Source organism: Erwinia sp. ErVv1 (assembly GCF_900068895.1).
Classification (GTDB): Bacteria; Pseudomonadota; Gammaproteobacteria; order Enterobacterales; family Enterobacteriaceae; genus Erwinia.
In genome coordinates, this window is sequence record NZ_CDPK01000002.1 from 539,998 (window position 1) to 563,846 (window position 23,849).

At 53.7% G+C, this 23,849-nt stretch carries 17 protein-coding genes and 1 pseudogene (1 of these 18 running past the window's edge); 6 read left to right on the plus strand and 12 right to left on the minus strand.

Annotation, left to right across the window (positions count from 1 at the left end; all coding sequences use genetic code 11):
• Positions 1-175 precede the first annotated feature (175 nt).
• The 6 genes from A1830_RS03900 to A1830_RS03930 all read right to left on the minus strand — a co-directional run bounded on the left by A1830_RS03900 (position 176) and on the right by A1830_RS03930 (position 8,689).
• Entirely contained in the window at positions 176-2,992 is a 2,817-nt protein-coding gene (locus A1830_RS03900) for a M66 family metalloprotease (RefSeq protein WP_197473282.1), read from the minus strand.
• A gap of 282 nt (positions 2,993-3,274) precedes the next feature.
• Entirely contained in the window at positions 3,275-3,418 is a 144-nt protein-coding gene (locus tag A1830_RS03905; RefSeq protein ID WP_067701999.1) for a con-10 family general stress protein, read from the minus strand.
• Positions 3,419-3,835: 417 nt separating this feature from the next.
• Positions 3,836-4,228: a YgiW/YdeI family stress tolerance OB fold protein gene (locus tag A1830_RS03910; RefSeq protein WP_067702002.1), complete on the minus strand. Its 393-nt coding sequence runs from the start codon at positions 4,226-4,228 to the stop codon at positions 3,836-3,838.
• Between the two features lie 1,383 nt (positions 4,229-5,611).
• On the minus strand, positions 5,612-6,502 hold the full coding sequence (locus A1830_RS03920; RefSeq protein WP_067702008.1) for an oxidoreductase: 891 nt from the start codon (positions 6,500-6,502) through the stop codon (positions 5,612-5,614).
• An 83-nt stretch (positions 6,503-6,585) separates the two neighbouring features.
• The gene (locus tag A1830_RS03925) at positions 6,586-7,605 is read right to left on the minus strand and encodes a LacI family DNA-binding transcriptional regulator (protein ID WP_067702259.1); all 1,020 of its coding nucleotides are present in this window, start codon (positions 7,603-7,605) and stop codon (positions 6,586-6,588) included.
• A gap of 43 nt (positions 7,606-7,648) precedes the next feature.
• Entirely contained in the window at positions 7,649-8,689 is a 1,041-nt protein-coding gene (locus A1830_RS03930) for a Gfo/Idh/MocA family protein (protein ID WP_067702011.1), read from the minus strand.
• A gap of 317 nt (positions 8,690-9,006) precedes the next feature.
• Here A1830_RS03930 and A1830_RS03935 point away from each other — a divergent pair, with 317 nt between their 5' ends.
• The 5 genes from A1830_RS03935 (at position 9,007) to A1830_RS23655 (ending at position 14,500) form a co-directional block, all read left to right on the plus strand.
• Positions 9,007-9,723: a gluconate 2-dehydrogenase subunit 3 family protein gene (locus A1830_RS03935; RefSeq protein ID WP_067702014.1), complete on the plus strand. Its 717-nt coding sequence runs from the start codon at positions 9,007-9,009 to the stop codon at positions 9,721-9,723.
• A gap of 40 nt (positions 9,724-9,763) precedes the next feature.
• Positions 9,764-11,536 (plus strand): GMC family oxidoreductase, encoded by a 1,773-nt coding sequence (locus A1830_RS03940; protein WP_067702017.1) that lies wholly within the window; start codon positions 9,764-9,766, stop codon positions 11,534-11,536.
• A 1-nt stretch (position 11,537) separates the two neighbouring features.
• Positions 11,538-12,863, plus strand: coding sequence for a c-type cytochrome (locus A1830_RS03945; protein ID WP_067702020.1), 1,326 nt, complete (start codon positions 11,538-11,540; stop codon positions 12,861-12,863).
• 139 nt (positions 12,864-13,002) lie between these two features.
• The gene (locus A1830_RS23190; RefSeq protein ID WP_082804084.1) at positions 13,003-14,169 is read left to right on the plus strand and encodes an amidohydrolase family protein; all 1,167 of its coding nucleotides are present in this window, start codon (positions 13,003-13,005) and stop codon (positions 14,167-14,169) included.
• Positions 14,114-14,500, plus strand: coding sequence for an amidohydrolase family protein (locus A1830_RS23655; RefSeq protein ID WP_067702023.1), 387 nt, complete (start codon positions 14,114-14,116; stop codon positions 14,498-14,500). Before A1830_RS23190 ends, A1830_RS23655 begins: the two co-directional genes overlap by 56 nt.
• 165 nt (positions 14,501-14,665) lie before the next feature.
• On the opposite strand, the gene A1830_RS03960 is transcribed toward A1830_RS23655, so the two are convergent.
• The 5 genes from A1830_RS03960 to A1830_RS03980 form a co-directional block, all read right to left on the minus strand.
• On the minus strand, positions 14,666-15,418 hold the full coding sequence (locus tag A1830_RS03960) for a hypothetical protein (protein ID WP_067702262.1): 753 nt from the start codon (positions 15,416-15,418) through the stop codon (positions 14,666-14,668).
• A gap of 79 nt (positions 15,419-15,497) precedes the next feature.
• On the minus strand, positions 15,498-16,304 hold the full coding sequence (locus A1830_RS03965; RefSeq protein ID WP_067702026.1) for a DUF1460 domain-containing protein: 807 nt from the start codon (positions 16,302-16,304) through the stop codon (positions 15,498-15,500).
• A 403-nt stretch (positions 16,305-16,707) separates the two neighbouring features.
• The gene (locus tag A1830_RS03970; RefSeq protein WP_067702029.1) at positions 16,708-17,718 is read right to left on the minus strand and encodes a glycosyltransferase family 2 protein; all 1,011 of its coding nucleotides are present in this window, start codon (positions 17,716-17,718) and stop codon (positions 16,708-16,710) included.
• Positions 17,715-19,244, minus strand: a complete 1,530-nt coding sequence (locus A1830_RS03975; protein WP_067702032.1) for a lipopolysaccharide biosynthesis protein — start codon at positions 19,242-19,244, stop codon at positions 17,715-17,717. Before A1830_RS03975 ends, A1830_RS03970 begins: the two co-directional genes overlap by 4 nt.
• Before the next feature lie 249 nt (positions 19,245-19,493).
• A complete protein-coding gene (locus A1830_RS03980) occupies positions 19,494-20,465 on the minus strand; it encodes a glycosyltransferase family 2 protein (protein WP_067702035.1) in 972 nt (323 codons plus the stop codon).
• Positions 20,466-21,392: 927 nt separating this feature from the next.
• Here A1830_RS03980 and idnD point away from each other — a divergent pair.
• Complete coding sequence (gene idnD / locus A1830_RS03985) at positions 21,393-22,436, plus strand: L-idonate 5-dehydrogenase (RefSeq protein WP_067702038.1); 1,044 nt, start codon at positions 21,393-21,395, stop codon at positions 22,434-22,436.
• 117 nt (positions 22,437-22,553) lie between these two features.
• Here idnD and A1830_RS03990 read toward each other — a convergent pair.
• Positions 22,554-23,849: pseudogene (locus A1830_RS03990) on the minus strand (glycosyltransferase) (it continues 2,276 nt past the right edge of the window).

Below are 23,849 nucleotides of genomic sequence, written 5' to 3' on the forward strand. Positions count from 1 at the left end.
ATCATCCTGGGTGACAATCGCCCGAAACTGTCCTTTTTCCCGTTTCCAGCCATTCAGATTCCCCGTTTCAGCTGAGGGGTTTTGTAATGCGGTGGGAAGGACTCTCTCAACGTTCAGTTCAAACTGATCGAAGTGGACATCAGAGGTCGTTCCAGAGAGTCTGTACGCATTAACCTCAACGATTAGCGTAGCNGGGAAGGACTCTCTCAACGTTCAGTTCAAACTGATCGAAGTGGACATCAGAGGTCGTTCCAGAGAGTCTGTACGCATTAACCTCAACGATTAGCGTAGCAGCACCGATCGGCAACTCCAGTGAAACGCGGTTATCCGTCCACTTATGGAGGTTATGGACCGAACGGATAGAGGTTTTGCTGACCTCTACGCCTCTTTGGTCCCTTGCTACCAGCCACACCTCACCATAATCCCCATCTCCCCACCCGTTAGATTGAAACCTGAGGGTCGCCAGGGCTTTACCCGCTGAGACCATGACGGTATCAAGCGCCACCTCCTGGCTTATCCGATCGTGATTATCGGGATAGTCGCCGCCATTGCGCCCGGTGAAAAAGTAGTTTCCATCTGCCGCATGGATGTCATCCTGCATAGCGATCGTGCTAAACTCCCCTTTTTCCAGTTTCCAGCCATTCAGGTTCCCCGTCTCAGCTGAGGGGTTTTGTAGTGCGGCGGGAAGGACTCTCTCAACGTTCAGTTCAAACTGATCGAAGTGGACATCAGAGGTCGTTCCGGAGAGTCTGTACGCATTAACCTCAACGATTAGCGTAGCGGCACCGATCGGCAACTCCAGTGAAACGCGGTTATCCGTCCACTCTCTTTTNGAGAGTCTGTACGCATTAACCTCAACGATTAGCGTAGCGGCACCGATCGGCAACTCCAGTGAAACGCGGTTATCCGTCCACTCTCTTTTAGCATGAATGGAAAGGATGGAAGTTCTGCCTACCTCAATACCAGACCGATTCCTGGCAATCAGCCACACTTCGCCATAATCACCGTCTCCCCACCCGTTAGATTTAAATGTCAGGGTTGCTACGGTTTTACCTGATGAAACCATGACAGTATCAAGCGCCACCTGCTGGCTCATACGATCGTTATTATCGGGCCAGTAGCCGCCGCTACGCGCGGTAAAAAAGGAATCTCCCTCAGCCGCCAGAATATTGTCCTGCCCGGTAACTACCCTGAATTGCCCTTTATCCAGCGTCCATCCAGAGAGATCGCCACTCTCAGCGGAGGCGTTTAAGAGCGTGGCGGGATAGCCATTATTGAATTCATGGCCATTGATGGTATAGAGACTCCTTTCAGTAGCCTGCCCGATATCCATTGAGGCTACGCTCTTCCCTTTTATAAAAAGGGTTGCCCTAACCGGATTAAGCCGCGCCTCAAAATTTATATGAAACTTATTCATTACTTCAGCACCAAACCTGATATAGGCTAACCTGAAATACCAGTTACCGTTGCCTTGGGTTTGCACTTCAATATAACACTGATTTGATGTCTCTCCATCTGAGGGATAAACCATACCATAGGATCCGTGAAGTGGAGGATACATATAGCTGGTCATAATCTGAAAGGGATCATAATAGCCCACCAGGGTAACTACGGAAACACCCTGTTTAAAGGGGATCTTAACTTCACGACCGCTGGCCGGGTCAGACAATATGGTATTTATCCACGGAACCATTGCTCTGTCGGTCGCGTTCCACTTTTTAAACCCGGTAGGTGACGCGGCATCAAAAACAGCTTTATTTTCCAGGAAAATCTGGGCCTTATTCAGTACGTAAGGGGTATAAAGTGTGAAGTTATTTACATCTTTATAAAGAGGTTTACCACCGGCCATGGCATCACGCCCAAAACTATGGCCCTCAAAGGGTGCAGCACAAATACCCTCCTGACAGGTTGGCAGGTTTGTTACCGCGTTTTCAACGTTAGGAATAAATGCGTTATTATCGCTGTCCCACCCCCAGCAGGAATTTACTTCAGAGGGGCGATTATGAATCGAACCTGCAAAATCACCTTCGTAATGGCCCAGACCAAAATTATGACCTACCTCATGACTGAATTCATTACCCACGCTGTCTTCAAGGGTAACAATCCCACCGCCGCCAGACAATCCATGAACAATTATTCCGTTAACATATTTTCCGACGGAGTTATGCGCCGCCAGCTGCGCAACGCTATAAGGATGACTCTCTTCGCCGGTTCCTTTAGAGGAATTGATACCATAATTAGCATTATCAATACCCAGTGAGATCAGTTCTTTGCCTATACGTTGCCGCATGGTGCCATCGTAGATGCCGCCGGTGCTGGGGTCATAATCTTTTAATAAACGCCCATCTGGCAACATAATCTCAGTGAAATACTGAGGCTCGTAACGTGAGACCACTAATTTTTTTACCGGTATTTGATGAAAATATTGTCGGTGATACTCAGATACAGACTGAAAAGTAAAATGCCCTCGAAAAGGGGTCAACATGCCTAAATCAATGGTATGAATAATGAGTTCAGACGGCGCGCCCACAGTAATATCATGCAGGCTGCCCATCTTGCCATTATGCTCAAATTCAAGTTTTATCCCCGGCTCAATCAGCGTTGCAGGTAATATAGCTGACCAGAATCCTTCACCGTAGATAATCCCGTCCAGTGCCACGGGCCGGGTTAGCTTTTCCGGTGTAAGCATTGTATAGCGCCCAACCACTGAGCCCGCAGCATTTTCCACACGCATAACGACTGAAGGATTATTTCCAGAACCCGGCGCTGGCTTAAATAACACCATCGTTTTACGGTTAGCCGTTAAATGCGGTTGAATATCCCCTGCGATATGCCTGCCTTGCGGGATAATACTATTCTGCACAAATAAAATGGTTGCTACAAGTTCACCATTAAGATCGTCATTTACCGGATTAGTGTTAAAGCAAACTTCAGGAATAGCAGATAACGCATTTCTTATATTCATAGAATTCTCTACCTGGACAGATGGCATAGCCTTAAGGCAGCCTGTTCGCCACCCCCACATAAGGATTTGAGCATAGGTTATCTGCCATCCGCATTCAACAGCCTCGCGGGTGAAGTCAATATCAAATTAGTTGCCTGATCATTAAATAATGTTGTGCATGGGAAAAGTAAATATGAGAAGAAATCCGTAGCGGAGGGGGGGGGTAATTCTGTATGGACAGAAATAATTACCGCCGCCATAGCGAAAACCATGACGGCGGCAGGCGTTACGCGATGAATTAATTTGACCTACCTAAAGTCGGCAAGAAAATTATTTCTTTGATCCGCCTTTTTTTCCAGCTTCAGAAGCTTTTTCTCGATCATTCTTGAAGTTGCCAGCGCCGCTGCCCTGGCCGCCCTTTTTACCTGCGTCTGATGCTTTTTCACGATCTTCGTTTTCACGATGCTGAGTCATACAAAATTCCTCTTCGTGTTAAAAGATATCCTGCTGGAATACAATCCTGTTAAAAATGGAAGCCACCCCAGCAGGCCTCTTGCCTTTATAAGGCTAGCAGGCTGCCGGGCCTTTGCAAGAATGGGGTGCGACATCAATCACAAAATAATAAATATTCTTATCTTCATGATTAGCTTATAAATTACAACATACAGGTGAATATCTGAATGTAAGAAAAAAACCCTTATCTGAATTAATTCAGAAAATCCTTTTATTTATCAGTCGCTATATGTAACCGTCCGCAATAAATAAAATGATGATAAGGATAGCGGAAAATAACATTTATCATGGGGGGCTTTCGATACGCCCCGCGGCAGCGATCCGATATCACTGCCGGGGCGCATCCGGTCTGCGATAACGACCGTAATCGGGCATGAGTTACGGCTCAGAAACCTGTTTCGCTTCTACGCGCGTATGCTGGCCACGCCCTTTAACGTAGCCGCTGATGCGAACCTGGTCATCAGCACCATATTTTCGCCCCTTCCATGCAGCATGAGGAACGGTGACATCAATGGTGCCGGACTTATCGCGAAAAAGAAACGTATCGCGCCCGGTTTGCTTGATCAAATTCCCCTCCAGCGTTACCCACGCCCCATCTCTGAGATCGCGAATGCCACTGATCTGACTTTCGGTTGTGTCCTCGGTGCCTTTATACCCGGCATCCTTCTTCTGCGGCGGTGGTGGTGCCTCCCCCCCTTTAAATCCCCCGTCATCGGCCATTACATTCAAGCTAAAAGCCAGCAGGGCTGCCAGCGTCAGGATTTTTTTCATCTTATCTCCTTAATGTTACAGGCTATCTCAAGCAACGTTGTGTTATTCATCCTGGCACACCGTTGGGGGTTTGAGTAATATCCCCCCCGCAACTGCTGCATAATTACGCATGATATTGATGAATCTGAGATCGTCGCTTTTACCAAATGCTAACAATTTTAAGATGAACCCTAACGGTAAGTGACTGTTTATGCCGATGCCGTAGCAGTATTATAGGAGGTCCTAAGCCGTAGTGGATAACGAGGTACTATGATTTATCGTTTCACCCTGGCCGCCGCTGTGGCCGCCATAACGCTCACCGGATGTGCTAAAAATCAGGCCGGTGGGCCTCCACCCGATTTCTTCTCCGGTCCTTCCCAGATAGATGTTTCACACTTAACCACCAAAGCCGATGATGGTTCCTCGGTATTTGTGACCATTGACGGCAATGAGGGAGGCATGTTGACCCGCGGTGAGAGTAAAGCGCTACATATTCCCGACGGGAAGCATAAAGTGGGCGGCTATGTTCGTACGCTGTTCGGCTATGGTCGCGTGACTATCGATCCTATCACCGTCGTTTCGAAGAAGGGCGAGGTCAGGCATGTTGCCTATTCGGTCACCCGGAATAAGCCCTCCTTTACCGATCGGGGCGAAACGCCGCTCCCTCCAGCGCCAGTAAAACCGGCTGCGCCAGCGGTAGCACAGCAGACCACCGCGACCACGCAGCCCGCGGTAACCGCGGCGCAGCAGACCACCCCGACCGCTCAGCCTGCGGCAACCGCGGCGCAGCAGACCACCACGACCACGCAGCCCGCGACAACCGCTGCGCAGCAGACCACCGCGACCGCTCAGCCTGCGGCAACCGCGGCGCAGCAGACCACCACGGCCGCTCAGCCTGCGGCAACCGCGGCGCAGCAGACCACCACGACCGCTCAGCCTGCGGCAACCGCGGCGAAGCAGACCACCACGACCGCTCAGCCTGCGGCAACCGAGGCGCAGCAGACCNAGCAGACCACCACGACCGCTCAGCCTGCGGCAACCGCGGCGAAGCAGACCACCACGACCGCTCAGCCTGCGGCAACCGAGGCGCAGCAGACCACCGCAACCGCTGCCGCTGCGGCGCAGCAAAGTTCTCCCTCTGCAGCTGAGAAGAGTACGACCTCAGCGGCTGAAGCCGCCTCCACGCAGCAGATTATTGATGCTTATGGGGAGACATCCTCCCAGGAGTAAGCGCTTAAGTCTGACCCGGCGGGTAAATCCCTTTCCCGGCGTCAGACTGCTCAACGTTGCGTGGAAGGGACTCCGCGCACCGGATTGTCATCTTAACCCCCTCTCAACACCTGTTCCTCACTGAGAAAATCGATAAACACGCGTACCTTTGACAGCATATAAGGGGTATGGCGCTCAACCCGGACCGTCGCTCGCCCCCGCAAGAAGTGGCACCAGGATGTCACTAATCGGCGTCGGGACGCCATGAACCCGGCCGCGCCGCGAGATAACACCGTTGCGGATATCCCATTCTAGTGGTCGGCCAGCTTCTCGATCCGTGAGGATTGAGGTGCCCATGTCCGCAGGCGCTGCCTGGAACTTATCGAGGATTTCCTGCGGCACTTCGTCACCAAGCTCAACGCCTTCTGCGCGGGCCACGGCCAGACATTCCTGCAAATAGGCGAGGGTTAGCTTAGCGATGTCAGAGCGGCCGAACATACCAGAACGGCGATGCGTAAGCGCCATAAGTCCAGCCACCGCGTTCTGCAACAGCTTACGCCAGGCCAGGGAACTGAAATTTGCGGCCAGCTCCACGTAGCATCGGGTGCCTTCCAGCGCTTCGGCCACCACGCGGGAAGCCGATAAGTCCGGCAGACTGAGGCGCAGGTCGCCGCGCAGGCGCACTGAGCCATCTGATTGTGCCTGCGCAGGAAACCACACAACGGCAGGAACGATTTGTCCGTAATGTGGAGCGACCTTATCCAACTGTTCCACTCCGTTTTGCAAAACGCACACAACGGTTTCTGGACCGCTCAACACCGAGAGCCATTCTTCTGCCGCCTCGACCTGTGTCGCCTTGACTGCCAGAAAAACAAGATCAACAGTGCGAGCAATCTGTTTGGGATTGGTCTGAACGGGACCGGGTATGGTGATAAAGCGGTCGCCTTCTTGCAGCGTGAGGCGATCGCGGGCAGTGCGTCCACACAGCAAGGGTGTACGGCCGACTTCGTGCAGCGCCGCCGCGACCGTGGTGCCGATGGCACCTGGACCCACGACGGCGACGACAGTATGGATTTCAGTATTCATGAAAGCGGACTCCTTTAAGGGGACCAGATAACCCCCATCCTTAAGCGCTACGCTTTGTGGAGATGTCGGGAATTTTTCTCGGATCAGTCACAGTTTTCAGCGGTAATAATATTGAAATCCACCTTCCCGCTCTGATAGATGTCAGCATCCTGATTGGTGCTGAGTTTTTTCAGCAGAATATCCATCGCCAGCTGGGCATGCTGCCGGGCGTTCTGATCCAGTACATAAGAGAGGCAATCGCTGTGCAGCAGACGCCGGGTCAGGCTGTAGAGTTCATGGGTGATATAGACGCACTGGCCCAGCAGATGGTGATTATCCAGCTCGGCGCTGATCTCAGTATTGCCGGATCCGGTATTGTACAGCCCGACAATATTGCCATTTTTTTTCAGCGTCTCGCCCAGCAAACGCCGTATGGTCTGTCGTTCATCCTGCCCTGCCAGCACCTCCTTCAGGCTAATCTGTGGAAAACGCCGCAGAAGCACCTGACGGAAGCCCTCTATACGCTCGCGGTGCGCGCTGTAGTCGCAGCGACCGCTAACCACCACCACCTCACCCGCTGTTTTCAGGGTCTGCCCCATCAGCAAACCGGCCGTGCGTCCCGCCTGGAGCTGGTTGATGCCGACATGGCACAGGCGGGCAGCATCCGGGAGATCGGTTACGATGGTGATCACCGGAATACCACGCTCGCGACAGCTCGCCAGCGCGGCATAAACCGCAGGGTGATCCTGTGCATAAACAATGATGCCGTCGCGCGTGTGGGCGCACTCAGCAATGTGTGCGGCCAGTCTTTCAGGGTGGGATTCGGCGATAAACGTGCGATGCAGCGTCACCCGGCGATAGCCGAGTGCGCTGGCAATTTCCCTGAAATTGTCATCCAGGCCTTTGAAAAAATAGGAACCGTTGGCGCTGAGGATGACCTCAATCCGCCAGGGATGCTGATACGCCTCAGGCAAAATACGGTTGAGGCCGTTCAGCTTCGCGGCCAGCAATACCTTGCGCGCCGTCTCCGGCGAGACGCCGCCGCGCTCATTGAGTACCCGATCCACCGTAGCTACGCCAACGCCGGCCAGCCTGGCCAGCGTCTCCAGGGTCATTTTCTTCATTTCTGCTCCGAAAAAAATGACCCACAACTGCAACGCTTACTCTTCAATCCTGCCTTTCCTCATTAAATACGATGCCCAACTGACGCCGCACGTTATCCATGGTGCTCAGCGTCATCAGCGACGTTCCCAGCGGCCGGATGGGCGACTCAATCAGCCCCTGACCGATACACCAGGCGGTGTGCTCAATTTCATACGAGAGCTGTTCATAATGTCCACCCTTATCTTTCCAGTGCAGGAGCTGATTACCTTCGCTGGACGCCAGGGTAAAATCACCGGGCGCGTAGAAATGCCCGTTAAGGCTCAGGGTCGCATCCCGTCCGGCAATCACCGCACCCGAAGGCGTACGGCTGAATAACGTGGTATTCAACACTGAATGCATGCCGTTGTCGTGGGTGAACAGCATGGAAGCCTGTCCGTTAACGCCGCCAGGTGCCGGTTGCCCCTGCGCCAGCACCTGAGCCGGCACGCTGCCGGCCACGGTGATGCTTAGCGAGATAAGATAGCTCCCCAGGTCCAGCATCGGCCCGCCCGCAAGGTCCGGGTTAAAGATACGGTGATCGGGCGTAAAATACTCGCCGTGATCGGCAATCAGCGTATGCAGATCGCCCAAATCGCCGTTTGCCAGCAGCTGGCGCAGCACATCATACTTCGGTGTGAAGTCACACCACATCCCCTCAAGGCAGAATAATTTTCTGGCGCGGGCTTCCTGCTGGAGCTTTGCCCCTTCCTGCGCATTCAGGGCCAGCGGTTTTTCAATCAAAACGTGCTTTCCGGCCTGGAGCACCTTCATTGCATCAGGGAAGTGATGATTATGCGGCGTGGCGACATAGACGACATCCAGATCTTTTAGCGCCAGCATTTCACTGGCATCGGTAAAGACCTGCGGAATATCCCAGCGTCCAGCAAACGCAGCGGTTTTTTCCTGATTGCGGCCCGCCACGGCCACCAGCTGCTGACGGGTATGGTGACGAAACGCCGCCGCAAAGCGATCGGCTATCCAGCCCGGACCGATAATCCCCCAGCGCAGCGTGGGCAGGGTATCGGTAGAAATTACTTCAGGTTGCGGTAGCGTACGAGGAAACATAGTCACTCCAGTTTTTTTTGTAAGAAAGCCGCAGCGTATGGCGGCCTGCAGGGTCAGGTGAGTTCACTATAGAAAGGCATTAGCGGGAATAACACCAGGCCGATGATGGAAAACCCTCAACAAATGATGGAAAACCCTCAACATAAAACTTCCCTGGCCTGGGGGAAAAAATTATTCTGGTCCTGTTGTTAAATTGTTAATAATTCGCTTGTTATTTTATAAAGAAAAACTCTGGTCAGGTGCTTTTTTCATCAAGTCACCGCCTTAAAAAAACTAAAAATAGTTCCACGCATTGTGATCAGTTAACCAGGAAAAATATGAAACGCAGAGAATTTCTCACTTCAGTGGTTGCACTGGGGGTCGCCTCCTCACTGCCTGCTGCGCAGGCCGAGGTTGTGAATGGTGGACAGCCATGGGAACCCGGTAAGATTAACACCCCACCTCCTCCACCCCGTAAAGGGGGTCTTCAGTATCTGACTCAGCACGAATTCGATACGGTCGCAATCATTGCCGAGCGCTTTATTCCGGCTGATGAAATGAGCCTCAGCGGCAAAGATGCTGGCTGTGCCGTGTTTATTGACCGTCAGCTGGCGGGTGATTACGGCAATGCCGTGGCCGAATACCGCCTTGGCCGCTTCGTTAAGGGCACCCCTGAGCAGGGTCCTCAGTCTCCCCTCACGCCCGCACAGCGTTACCGTCAGGGTCTGGCCGCACTGGATCGTGCCACCCGCGCGCGGTTTGGTCAGGACTTTATTGGGTTAAGCAGCGAACAGCAGGAGAGCATCCTGCACGCCATGGAAGCCGATAAGTTCGATTTAGGCGCCGACGTCGAAACGAAGGTCTTTTTTGAACTGCTGCTGCAAAACGTGCGCGAAGGATTCTTATCTGACCCCATCTATGGCGGTAATAAAGATATGACCAGCTGGAAAATGATTGGTTTTCCCGGCGCGCGCTACGATTTCCGCGACATGCTCAGTAAAAAAGGGCAAAAGCTGAATATCATCCCGACCAGTCTGATTGATAACACCCTGTAAATTTGGGCGTTGTGTTTCTGAGCAAATGTGAGTTCTGAAGATGAATAATGTACGTCCAAAAGCTGATGTCGCTATCGTCGGCCTGGGGTGGTGTGGTTCGCTGATCGCCGAAGAGTTAACCCGCGCCGGATTAAATGTCGTCGCGATTGAGCGCGGTCCCTGGTTTGAAACCGCCACGGATTTTCCCCCGTCGGTAGATACCGACGAGCTGCGCTGGGACACCCGCCGCAGCATGCTGCTCCCCCCTGCGGTAGAAACCACCACCTTTCGCAATAATATTACCCAGAAAGCGCTGCCAAGCCGCGACTGGAACCTGAATGAGCTGGGCTATAACGTTGGCGGATCCGGCACACACTGGGCCGGTATGGCCTGGCGCTTTACCCCGTTTGATTTACAACCCTATACGCAAACCATTGAGCGCTACGGTAAAAAGCAGATTGCCGACGGCCTGATCCTCCAGGACTGGGGCGTGACCTATGATGAGCTGGAGCCGTTTTACGATCGCTTTGAAAAAATCGCCGGCGTCTCCGGTAAAGCGGGCAGGCTCAACGGCAAAACCATTCCTGACGGTAACCCGTTTGAGGGCAATCGCAGCAGTGAATATCCGCTGCCGCCGCTGGAAGGCATGCGCCTGACCGACCTGTTCCGCGATGCGGCCAAATCCCTCGGTCAGCACCCCTTTATGGTGCCGGCAGGCCAGGCGTCTCGTGCCTACGTTAACCCGCTGGGCGTGCGCATGGGTCCCTGCACCTACTGCGGCTACTGCCTCTATTACGGCTGCGGCAATTTTTCTAAATCCAGCCCGAACGCCTGTGTGATCCCGGCGCTGATGCAGCGTGAAAATTTCACCGTGCTGACCGACTCGGCGGTGGTGCGGGTGAATAAAGCGGAAGATGGCAAAACCGTTACCGGCGTCACCTACGTTGACCGTAACAAAAAAGAGTGGGAGCAACCGGCAGGCATCGTGATCCTGTCTGCTTTCCAGATGCAAAACGTCCGCCTGCTGCTGCTGTCCAAAATCGGCAAGCCTTACGATCCGGTCAGTAAAACCGGCGTGGTGGGACGTGCCTACAGCTTCCAGACGGTGGCGGGCGCCAGCCTGTTTTTTGAAGATGAAAACCTTAACCAGTTTATCGGCGCGGGCGCACTCTCCCAGCAGGTTGATGACTTTAACGGCGATAACTTTGACCACAGCAACCTCGGCTTTATCGGCGGTGCCGGTATTCTGGTCGTGGCCCGTGGCGCAAGGCCAATCGGTAACGCCGATGCCCTGCCGCCCGGTACGCCACGCTGGGGAAAAGAGTGGAAAAAAGCCTATACCCATGCGTTCCAGAACGGCACCTTTATCTTTGGCCAGGGCACCAGCTATTCCCACGAAGATTACTATCTGGATCTGGATCCGGAGTACAAAGACAGCAATGGCAACCCGCTGCTGCGCGTCACCTTCGACTACAACGAAAATGACCGCCGCGCGGCCAAATTCATTGAAGAGAAAAGCGTTGAGATCGGCAAAGCCATGGGCGCCAAAATCGTTCTGGGGACCAACTCCGCATCAGGTCACTACTCCCCTTATAACTTCGCCAGCGATCACACCATCGGCGGCGCGGTGATGGGCACCGATCCAAAGACCAGCGTGCTGAACCGCTATCAGCAGAGCTGGGACGCGCACAATCTGTTTGTGCTGGGGGCCTCATCCTTCCCGAACAATGCCGGTTATAACCCAACGGGCACAATTGGCGCACTGAGCCTGTGGACGGCAAAAGCTATCCTGGAGCAGTACATGAAAAACCCTGGTCCGCTGGTGAAGGTGTGAGATGAAAAAAATCAAAATTGCAGGCGGTATCGTTGTGGTTGCCGCCGCCGTTGCCGTGGCTCTGCTGTGGCAAAACGGCAACACCCGCGCGGATGACGTTGCCGGAACCAGCGTGCTGACAGGACAGCCGCCAGCGGCGTCGGATGCTGAAGCCGTGATGCGGGGTAAATATATTGCGATTGCCGGTGACTGTGTGGCCTGCCACACCGCACCCGGCAGCAAAACGCCCTTCTCCGGCGGCTATGCCATCAGCACGCCGTTTGGCGGGATCTTTGCCAGCAATATCACCCCGGACAACGAGTACGGCATCGGCAGCTGGACCGAGCGTGACTTCTACCGCGCCGTTCGCCACGGTAAGGGGAAACACGGAGAAAATCTCTATCCGGCGATGCCTTACAACGCCTACGTGAAGGTCAGCGATGCCGACATGCACGATCTGTGGATGTATATGCGTTCGGTTAAGCCGGTGCATTACAAGGCACCGGAAACTAACCTTCCCTTCCCGTATAACATCCGTCTGGCGATGATGGGCTGGAACCTGCTGTTTTTTGAAAACAAAGGGTTTACTCCTGACGCCTCTAAATCTGCCGAGTGGAACCGCGGTGCCTATCTGGTTCAGGGACTTGAACACTGTGCCGCCTGCCATACGCCGAAAAACATTATCGGGGGTGATACCAGCGCGTATCTCCAGGGCAGCAACCTCAGCGAGTGGTACGCGCCTGAGATCACCAGCAATACTTATACCGGTATTGGCAACTGGTCCGAAGATCAGGTGGTGGACTACCTTAAACTGGGCAGTAACCATGTGGCGGTAGCATCTGGCCCCATGGCCGAGGCGGTAACCAATTCGACCCAGCATCTGAGTGATAAGGATCTGCACGCGATCGCGACCTATATTAAATCGCAGCCGGGTTCGGATCGTAAGAAACCTGCCCCGCTGGCGGCAGATTCAGCGCAGATGAAAATGGGGGCAGACGTTTACTCAGTGAACTGTACCGCCTGTCATAACAGTAACGGCAAAGGTATTCCAAACCTTGCCGCCAGCCTGGCGAACAACCCGGCAATTATGGGGCCGGATGGATCCTCGCTGATCACCACCGTGCTTCAGGGCGGACGCGGCGCGGTCACGGCGGGTAACCCCACCAGCGGGGCAATGCCGAGCTTTGCATGGAAGCTTTCCGATGAGCAGGTCGCCGCGGTGACCACCTACATCCGTAACGCCTGGGGTAATGCCGCACCGGCCATTGACGCGAAGGAAGTGGCAGGTAAACGCAGCCTGTTAAAACTGCCTTCGCAGATGCCCGAAAACAGCCCGAAAGGTCAGTAACGCTGACGCGACGTCGTCCTGCTGTGCCTGTTGACAGCAGGGCCGATGTTTACCAGGGCCATCCCTTACGGGGTGGCCTTTTACTTTTCTCCCCCACCATTTTGTGCCAGGGTTGATTCTCCCCCTCAGGAGAAACGCTATGCCTCTGCTACCCCGTCTGTTGTTGTCCGCGCTACTACTGACCAGCACCCTTGTACCCGTTCAGGCTGTTGAACCTCCCTCCTCCTTACTCATAAAAAATGGCTACGTGATGTCGATGCGCGCGGGCGACGCGGATCGGGAAAATACCGACGTATTGATCCGGGGCGATACCATCGCCGCCATTGGCAAAAACCTGCACGCGGCGGATGCCAGAGTGATTGATGCCACCGGAAAGTTTGTGCTTCCCGGCTTTGTTGATGCGCATTCACACCTGTGGATCACCACTCTGCGGGGCCAGTTTCGTAATAAAGACGGTAAATTTTTTCCAGTGAGCAACCGGCTTGGTGCCGTGATGAAGCCGGATGATATCTACACGGCAATGTATACCGGGGCCATTGAACTGCTCGCCTCGGGCATTACCACCAGCAGCGACTTTTTCGACAACGTTCATGGACCGGCTTCGGGCGATGCGGGATACCGGGCGCTAAGCGATGCGGGGATCAGAGCGATTATGTTTTATGGCGGGCCGGATAAAACCTCGGCCACGCCGATTGATTTGGCGCATCTAAAGCAACGGATGGCGAAACCGCATGACCGCGTCTCACTCGGCCTGGCCTGGCGGCTGCCGCGCGACCTCCATGACGAGGCCGCCTGGACGATCCGCGATCGGGAATATGCCTTTGCCCGTGATAATCACCTGCCGCTCCAGGTGCACGTGAGCGGCGAGGCTGATGCGATGTTTAACGCGCTTATCCAGCGGCACTATCTTGCCCCCTTCGTCACCGTTGTTCATGCCACCCAGGCCACGCCCGCCCAGCTGAGCGCGCTGGAAAAGGCCGGAGGCAGTCTGGCCCTCACCCCGATAAGCGAAGAACGGGTTGGTTACGGCCTGACCCGCTATGACCAGTTTAAAGGCGTGACCCGCCAGGGGCTGGGCCTGGACGGCAACGCGCTGGCAGGCAGCGCAGATATGTTTGCCACGCTGCGGCTGGCCGCGCTGACGCAAAGCGGCGCAACCCAGGATGAAACCGGGCCGGATCCCCATCGGCTGCTGGAGCTGGCCNCAGGGGCTGGGCCTGGACGGCAACGCGCTGGCAGGCAGCGCAGATATGTTTGCCACGCTGCGGCTGGCCGCGCTGACGCAAAGCGGCGCAACCCAGGATGAAACCGGGCCGGATCCCCATCGGCTGCTGGAGCTGGCCACCCGCCGCTCGGCCGATGCCGCCGGACTCGGCAAGGTGACCGGGTCTGTTGAGGTGGGTAAACGCGCCGATATACAGATTATTAATCCTGCGGCGCTTAATATGAGCGGGTTTGGCGGCGGCGACCCCGCCTCGCTGATCGTCTATTCGGCAGGGCCGGAAAATGTCGATACGGTCGTGGTGGATGGAAGGATCCTGAAGCTGTCAGGCCAGATGCAGCACATCAATATCACTGCGCTGGTGGCAAGGGCAAACGCATCTGCGCGACACCTGCGGGAAGAAGCCGCCAAATAATGCGTTTGATAACCTGTTCGCTCTTTTGCCAGCCTTGCGGCTGGCTTACATGTTTTAGCAGGCGGTGAAGGGATTATGCCCAATCAGGACAACCCCCGATTCACACCTGTTGAGTCAGGTCGTACAGGGAATGCCTTATCTGACTGACAGTATCTCAACCGATATTTATTTCCACAGCCGGTCGCGAATGATTTTATAATGCGTATCGGATAAGTTCTCATACTTCCAGATAAATAACCCGCCCAGATTAAAATCAAGCACCTGATCGATAAAATAATTCAAATTCCAGTCAGTAAGCCCCCGGGATGTCAGGGCCAAAATACAGGATTTATTCTCTGCACCCAGAATCAGGCTTCTTTTTATCGCCGGAATAACGTTAGCAATAATGTCCTCCTGACTCCACATTGCCGCTGCATAGCAGTAATGGATTAAACGGTCGCACTGACCTGACTGAATAATCGCCTTCACCTTTTCATTCAGTTTCGGCCCATTACCTGTATCAGGATGATTATAGGAATAACCGGCAATGAAACCAAAGCTGGTCTCTTTACCTTCGCACTGAAGCAGTTTCATCGTTTCGATGACCCGCCCCGTATTCATATTACACTCGTCATCGAAATCAACGCCGTCCCAGCCGCGAATACGCGTCGCTGCGACTATTCTTGCCACCTCGCTTGAATCTGACGGTTTTTCATTTGGTGAGCATCCCCCTCCGCCATAAACCCAAAGCGATTTCCCCTTGAAATCAGAGGGCGTGGCGGGTTTATCGGTATTTTCAGGACTCCAGCCAGGCGCAGCGGCAGTACCGGTCGTCAATCCATCAAGATTGGTCACCATTCCATACATCATTATATCGAACGCTTTAAGCGGTTCCCGCGACAGGGACTGACTCCATCCACCCAAAATAAATTTGTTCATCATTAACACTCCTTTTTATGATTAAACGACTTTTCCAGTTTTTGGCACATAGGGTATTCACAATTATGCTAAGCTAAGATCACTCCTCCCCAGGGTTTTTGTGCGTTCGTAAAACAATTATTCCTGGCTTATTGGCCATATATTCAGTAAACGGGGAATCCACCACCTGCCTGTTTATGCTCAGGGATGAGGCATTTCTGAACCACACCTTGCCGGCAGACTTGATAACGATCCCCACGTGCGTCACGTCCAGACCTGCAAGGGGCGTCCAGACCCCAACGTAATCGCCCGTTTGCAGTTTACTGAGTACAGCTGAATCAATCGCATGGCCGGGGATATAGCTTATCTCCCTGGATATAACGGCCAGCCCCGGTATATATGCACTGCCGTCTGCCTTACGGTTGAGCTGTTTGACGACGGTGACCGCCTCCGTACTGATTTGCCGGGTCACATCCGTCGCATTCTGCGGCAGCGTCGCAAACCAGTCAGTGAAAAAGTGCTTTCTGTTCAGGTAACTGACCCTGCCGCCAGCGTATCGCGTGCTGATAAGATTGTTGAGAAACGCCTTCTGGTCATGCGCGCCCGCCAGCGCCTGGACATAATCAATCAGGGTGAAGCAATCCACGCCGTGGAAATTCGCTACCAGCACTTCATTGACCCCAGTCGATCCAGTCAGGGTATTTTCCTGATAGGGCGTCGTCAGAAAAGCGGAGGATACGGCGGCAATAATGTTTCCTGGTTTCTCACCGGCGGCGGGAATAACGTGGGTGCGGATAATTTTCCGAACGTTGTTTGCTGTGAAATCATCCATTTGGATCTGATAGTCGTTCCCACGCGCCCCCGTACAGGAAGCCAGAAAGAGGATCATAATAACTGCCCGCTTCATCTTAATATTCCCTTTAGGTGAAGTTTACTGAGTGGCAGTAGTACCCCCTCCTGATGAGCTTTACAATCACCAACAGAACACTGTTTCAAATCTGTTTACTTCAGGTGAGAACAGAAAAAATATAATTCAATTATATTTCCTTGCTTAATTAAACATCTGTTGCCACCGGCACCTACCCTTCGCTAAAGTTAATTCGACGGCCAACGCCACGAGGCGTGTCAGGAACGACACCCCTGTTACGAGTGAGGTGAATGGAGTGTCCACGCCGATATAAAATATCAGAATGCGCAGCTAAAGATTTGTGTTAAAGATGCAACAGGATCGGCGATAACGCGTAGCATGGGTAAAGAACGGAATAGTGAGCAGGCAGGTAAACCCTGCCTGCTTTTACCCAGCGCGTTAATCAGCCTGCGTGACGCTGTCCCCGCAGCAGGCGTTTGCAGTATAGCAGCCCGCTGTAGAGGGGATAATAGCGCCACAGGAGCCTTAGCTTAAGGTTGTTACGGGTCATCTGCCGGGCCAGGCGATCAATTTTTTCATCATACTCGCGCGGCACATCCATCCTGTTTTTGCGAATTTCAATCAGGCAGCCGCCCATCAGCGCGGCGTAATAGCCGTCCACCAGGTCGCGGTCAACGTTAGCCACCGGATGCTGGCGCAGGGCATTATCGGTGTTTTCCCGGGCGATAAAATAGTTTTTTACCCACGAGAAATCACGCGTGCTGATCGATAACGACGTGTCCACCACCCGCTTAAGGTAATAAGCAGTACTGGTGAAAAACGCCCGCTTAGCCTGGGTATAGACCCCAAACATAAAGGGGGCGTCCTCGTGGTTCTGGATCGGTAAAAACGGGCTGTTAATCCGGTCGATCAGCGCCTTAGAAATAATGCTGGTCCACAGCACCCGATGCGCCGAGCCGCGCGCGATCAGTTTGCTAAGCAGTTCCGCCCCACCGTTCACCTCACCGCTAAGATGACGGGGATGCGTCCCCTCATACTGGCGCTCCGCCAGCGGGGCATTGTTGAACTTGCGGGCTGAAAAGCCAAACAGCTCCAGGTCAGGACGATCGCGCCAGACGCGGGCAAAATCGGCAAACAGCTCGGGTGCCACGACATCATCGGCATCCATAAAGTACACGTAGTCACTGCTGACCAGGCTTAACCCTTTATTACGGGCCGCGCTCACGCCACCGTGTGCGGCACGAACCGGCTGTACCTGCGGGTGCTTACTGGCGTACTCCTCAAGCAGCGCCAGCGTGCCGTCCGTCGACCCGTCGTCAATAACGATCACCTGGGTGGGCAGTATCGTCTGATTTAGCAGCGAATCTATTGCCTCACCGATATACTCCCGTCCGTTCCACACCGGCATAATAACGGCGATGGAGGGGAAATCCGCAGCATTAATCAGGCTCATGGCTCACTCCTCAGGCTGGTACGCTTGAACGTATTTCTGCCGATTTTTTCCAGCACCTTGGTATGCAGCAGGCAGCACACGCTCAGGTTGACCAGTCCAATCAGTCCCAGATAGAGCAGGTTAAGCCAGCGGTTCTGATTCCACTCGAAGGGGATCAGGTGCGTCAGCAGCGCTACGCCAGCCGACACCAGCCAGATCATCGCCACATCCCGCGTCAGCCAGCGCGCATGGATGGTCGGCGCAAATTTGCGGTGGACAATCCACGCCCAGACCAGCAGATAGAAAATATTTTGCCCCAGCCAGACGATACCGGTTCCCAGCGCACCGTAGTGGATGGCGGCATAGATATTCATCGGGATAAGCACGATGGCGAACAGGCTGAAGCCCTTAACGTGCATCGACAGGCGACCGTTAACATATTGCAGGTGGTACAGCAGACCGCAAATCGCCTGTAACCCGCTTCCCAGCGCATACAGCGTCATTACAAATGACATCTGCTGTACAATTTGCGGATTCTGCGTCCAGGCCCAGATCAGCTGACCGGAATAGAGCGCGATAGTAATGCTCAGCGGCGCCATAAAGATGCTGACGGCCTGGGTCGTGTAACGGTAAAGGGTCAGCGTTTCGGCTTCGCCCTGCTCTTTGTTGCCGCGCATCCCGGTCATACGCGGCACGATGGCCTGCATAATCGGGCTGCTGAGCATCACAATGCCCGTCGCAGCGGTAGCCACCACGGTAAAGGCACCGTAGGTAGAGAGCGGCAGCGTTTTGGAGAGCACCAGACGGTCAATCTGAGAAATAAAGGTCCAGATAGCGCTCGAGAATGCCGCACCCACCGCAAAGCGTAAAAAGGGCTTTAGTACTCCTTTAAGCTCAGCGGAGTGATTCTGCCGCTTAGCACGCGGTACCAGCTGGTAAGATTTGTAGACGCAGCAGGCCGCTTCCGCAATGGAGATACAGAGCTGGAAGGCAAAGAAAAATATTACCGGATTGGGCGCGAAGCTGATAACAAATACCGCACCAAAGGTACGCAGGGTAATGGAGATAACGTTCAGGACGTTCAGCCACACCTGATGTTCATAGCCCACAATCACGCTGCGGAATGGCCCGGTGCGCCAGCGGATCGCGGCGGTGACCACCATAACGGCCACGGCAATCACCAGATCGCGGTACGGCAGCGTTTTGGCGTTAAGCCAGTGCTCGGCAATATAGGGGGTGAAAATCCAGCCCAGCACCACCAGCACTACGGAGGTGAGCAGGAAGAATTTGCCCAGGCTGGCAAACAGCGAGGGGAAGTAGGGATTATCTTCACTGTTGGCACGATAGCGCGCCGCCTCTCGCAGCAGCGTGGTCGATACGCCGACGTCCAGCAGCTGAAGCCAGGTTAACAGGATGGAAAAAAAGCCAATCAGACCATAGGCTTCCATGCCCAGCTGATGGATATACATTGGCACCACGAGTATTCCGGCCAGCGTTGAGTAAATCTGTCCAACATAATTCGCCAGTGCATTACGCTTAATCGACATAGTCTCTTCTTTTATCTTAGCGGAGCGCCATTCACCATAAAGTGATTCACCCTAACAATCGGGGTGAAACTGGGATAGGGGCACTTTTCCTAAAAGAGTGACCTTAAAGATGTTATCGCGTAACAAATCATGACCACTCTCCCGCCCGGAAAGACCCATCGGCGTAAAAACCGACAGGAAATAGTTACCTAACAACACAGGAATAGAGGTTAAATAGTTACCTTACACTGCTGCAGGTGGTGAAAGGGTTCAGGCTTTACGCACTCTCTTTTTTAAACCGAGTAAAGTAGTGTACGTGTCGGGGTGGCGAAGCATCAGCCAGTTAATAAATGAACCCGGCTCTAAATCGCGGCCTAAATAACCGATCGCCTGTTTAACATACTCCGGCAACGGCGTTCCATTTGACAGCGATAAATGGATCATCAATTTAAAAGAGTGAATCAAATAGAGACGACGGAGTTCATTACGGGAAGGATCGTTCCCCGGCAGGCTGGTTAATTTTTCGTACGAGCAGAGGAAAGCATCATAGCGATGACGGAAATAGGCCTCTTCTTTCGTACTGTTGGTTAATGAGCCCTGACGGATACGCTGGCGATAATAAAGATTTTTACTTACCCACGCGATACCCGTACGCATAAAGGCCTGTAGCGTATAGCGGTGGTCTTCATGCAGACGATCGCGATATTGCAGGTTGTAGCGCGTAATAATCTCGCGTTTCAGAACATAGTTCCAGGGCGCAGACGTATAGGATCCGTTACGCAACAGGCCGGCCATCACGTGCTGCGAGGGCACCAGACCAAAGGTGTCATGCTTTACCTTACCGCCGGTCTGCGTTGGATTACCGTCGACGAAGGTTTGTGAATTAAAACAAAACAGCTCGACCTCGGGATGTCGGGTAATGACCTCGCTGAATTCCTGATAAAACCCCGCGCAAACGATATCGTCGGGATCGCAGCAGAAGACAAATTCACCGGATGCGAGGCTGATGCCCTTATCGCGGGCATTTCCGGCACCGCCATTCGGGATGGTGACAATAGTCACTACGGGTGAGTCGCCATATTTTTTCTCGATCAGTTCCAGCGTATTATCCGTTGAACTGTCGTTGACGATAATAATTTCATTTGGCAGTGCAATTTGGCTCAGCAATGAATCAACGCACTCAACAATGTATGCCCCCACATTATATGCCGGGATCACGACTGACAGATTCTTTTTCATCATAGTTTTATCTCAACCTTTAAGCTGCCTCTTAATAAACAACAGCGCCCCTGTAAAATCAATGCGAACATCTTAATCAGCAAACTAATAAGAATAAGCTCAGGGCTTGTTCTTCGTTAAATTAAGAATTTTCCCGCATCATTCTATTTATGGCTGGCCTGGGATGCTCAATCTATTCTTGAGTGATTTTTCCTTAAAAGCCCTTATGCGCATTTCCTCCTTCCCCCTCTGTTAAAATTTATTTAATCGAAGTTTACTTCTCCCCTGGCACATTTCAATCCGCCAAATGTGAATAAAATAGCGGTAAACAGGACACAAACAAGTAACGTTATGGGATAATTCTTAGGTGAAACCGGTTTCTAAATATTTCCATAAGATAAGAAGCTCACGCCCGCTAACCTGCGACATTCTTTTGCCGTGCAAGGCGGACCTAATGAATTATATAGAGAAATTTCGAGGCGAGTCGCAAAAAAACCTGCCCGACATGGCGTTGTTGTAGTAATACCAATATTTTTTATTTACAACTACGAAGGGATTCAGGGGAGAGCGGGAATTGTTGCAATGGGAAACTTTGATACAATTCTAAGTCAGAAATAGCAGATCCTCTCGTGTCTGCAACCACGGCTATACCACATCAGTATCAACCCCCTGCCCTGAAACATTAGCCACGCTGCTGTGATTATAAAGAAAAATTTAACTGTATTCCGAGACAATTCCGCTATAAAAAACCAGTCGTTATTATTGAACTGTCCGGTGACCCTGTGGTGGCTGATTTTTATACAATTAAGCAGTGAAATAGATTTCATATTCGTTCTATAGTTAAGCATGCCGTTATAGCTATCGGCCAAACGTTAAGCTGGCCTGTCGAACGGGCGTCAGCGGATTAAAAATGCGTTAAGCGCTTACCTCCACTTCAAACAGGGAATCCCTATGCCTGACAGCAGAGAAATTACCGCCAGCGTGGTCAGCGCGGCACATGATGTCCGCAATGAGCGCCGTACCCTGACGTACGGTGCAGACCAGGTGTTAATCAGAGTGGAGCGCGGCGGTATTTGCGGCTCTGATATTCACTATTTTTTACATGGCCGGGCGGGGATGTCCGTGCTGAAGCAGCCAATGATTCTCGGACACGAATTCGTTGGGCGCGTGGCTGAAACACCCCCGGAGAGTACGCTTAAGATCGGCCAGCGCGTGGCCATCAATCCTTCTCTGCCCTGCAACCGCTGTGCGCGCTGTCTTGAGGGAAAGCAAAATCTCTGCGGGCAGATGCGCTTTATGGGCAGCGCTCAGTTTCTTCCGCACGTAAACGGAGGGTTTGCTGACTACGTGGCGGTGAGTGAGCAGCAGTGTATTCCCTATGCGGATAACTCAGATGCGAAAGTGATTGCCTTTGCCGAACCGCTGGCCGTGGCGATCCATGCCGTTAACCGGGCGGGTAGCCTGGTCGGGAAAAAAGTGCTGGTCACCGGATCGGGACCGATTGGCTGCCTGGTGATCGCGGCTGCGCTGGCCTCCGGCGCGGCGGAAATCGTGGCAACGGATATGAGCGAACGCTGCCGCACGCTGGCGCTGGAGATGGGGGCCTCCCGTGCGGCAGACCCGGGCAATAGCGACGTGACCGATGCCTGGCAGGAAAATGGTGGCTATTTTGACGTCTGCTTTGAGGCGTCAGGCGCCGCGGCCGCTATCGCTTCCACCCCTGGCTTCACCCGCCCGGGAGGACGCATTGTGCAGCTGGGCATGGGCGCAGCAAGCCCGGCTTTCCCGCTGGGCTTGCTGCTGGTAAAAGAGATCGCGCTGGTCGGCTCATTTCGTTTTATCAACGAGTTTGAAACCGCCGTGCGCTGGCTGGAGAGCGGCCGCATTAACCCGCTGCCGCTGTTATCCGCCGAGTTCTCCCAGTCGGACGTGGTTAAGGCGCTGGAAACCGCCTGCGACAAAAACCTCGCCGCCAAGGTGCAGGTGGTATTTTAAGCCCTCCTCTGTCGGCCGCTACGCCAGCCCTGAGGATGTCAGGCACCCCATACCGCCGGGTGCCTGACGCCTGATGCCTGACGCCTGACGCCTGACGCCTGACGCCTGAGCAGGCGATTATATCGCCGCGCCGCGCGTAGCCGGCTGCGCGATAATTTTTTCTGCGGCCTTCTTACCGGCAATAAATGCATGGTCGGAATTATAATATTCCCACTCGCTGTAGCGTCCGGCGAGGGTGATATCGTATTGCAGCAGCCATTCACGGATCAGGCTGACGTTAGTTTCCCGCGCATGATCGTAGATAACATAGGCATAGGGAATGTCAGCCTCGGTGGCGGTAAGCACCTTATCTTCGGCGGTAAACAACCCGACGCCGATACATTCCCGGATACAGCGCTGGATCAGGGCTTCCCCCTCCTCGGCCAGGGGTATCTCATCCGTATAGGTGATTTCACAGGTCAGGCCAAAACCATTTTCCGGATTGCAGTGCGGACTGGCGTTACCCTGGAGGAAAACCCGGTGAAATACCGTCTCGCCGGGATAGTAGATCCAGTGTTTTTCGGACAGGTTAGCTCGTCCAATCCCCAGATTCACGCAGCGCACCGAGGTGTGACGTAGCCCGGCGGCCGCGGCATGTATTTCCGCCGGTGCCTGGACACCCAGCATGGCAATCAAGGCCGGAAGTGGCACGGTACTGATCAGATGGTCATAATGATAGCGTCGGCCATCCTGCAAAACGGCAATATGCTGTGCCGGAAAGAGCTGGACAATTTCTGCGCCGGTCTCAAGCGTGCCTTGCAGCAGCGGGAGAAAACCGGACATTAGCGCCTGGAATCCTCCATGCAGCGGGTAACCAAACCGAGCGTTGGGACCCAGCGGTTTACCCACCGGCTCCAGCGCCCCCTCAATAATTGCGGCAAGATCCGGCAGCGGCACGCGCCCGCCCAGCCACGACGTTTCCATCTCGCTTAGCGGCACCTTCCACAGCTTGCAGTTGTAGGGAATAGCGAAATGCCTGGCGATGCCGCTGCCCCAGGTGTGATAGATAAACTGCTCAAAATTTTCCTCCGCCTGGTCACGCTGCGCTAGCGAACATCCCTCCGCTTCCGCGATGCTTCCGTCGGCGCAGCAGTCCTTAATGACAACCGGGGTGGCCTTCTCTGCCTGGGGCTGACCGTAGCGCGCCTCTATCGCGCCCAGCACACACTCCTTAATGACCGCTGGCGGCAGGCCGTAAAGCGCCCCCTGGAAAGGATAACGGGTGTAGGTTCCCCCGGTATAAATCCAGGCCTCACGCATCTGCCAGTGCAGGTTATCCCCCAGCAGCAGCTGGTACATCTCCAGCACCCAGGGATCGTTGGAAAACATAATATGCCCGGCATAGTCGAAGACAAATCCCGACTGCTCCTCCGA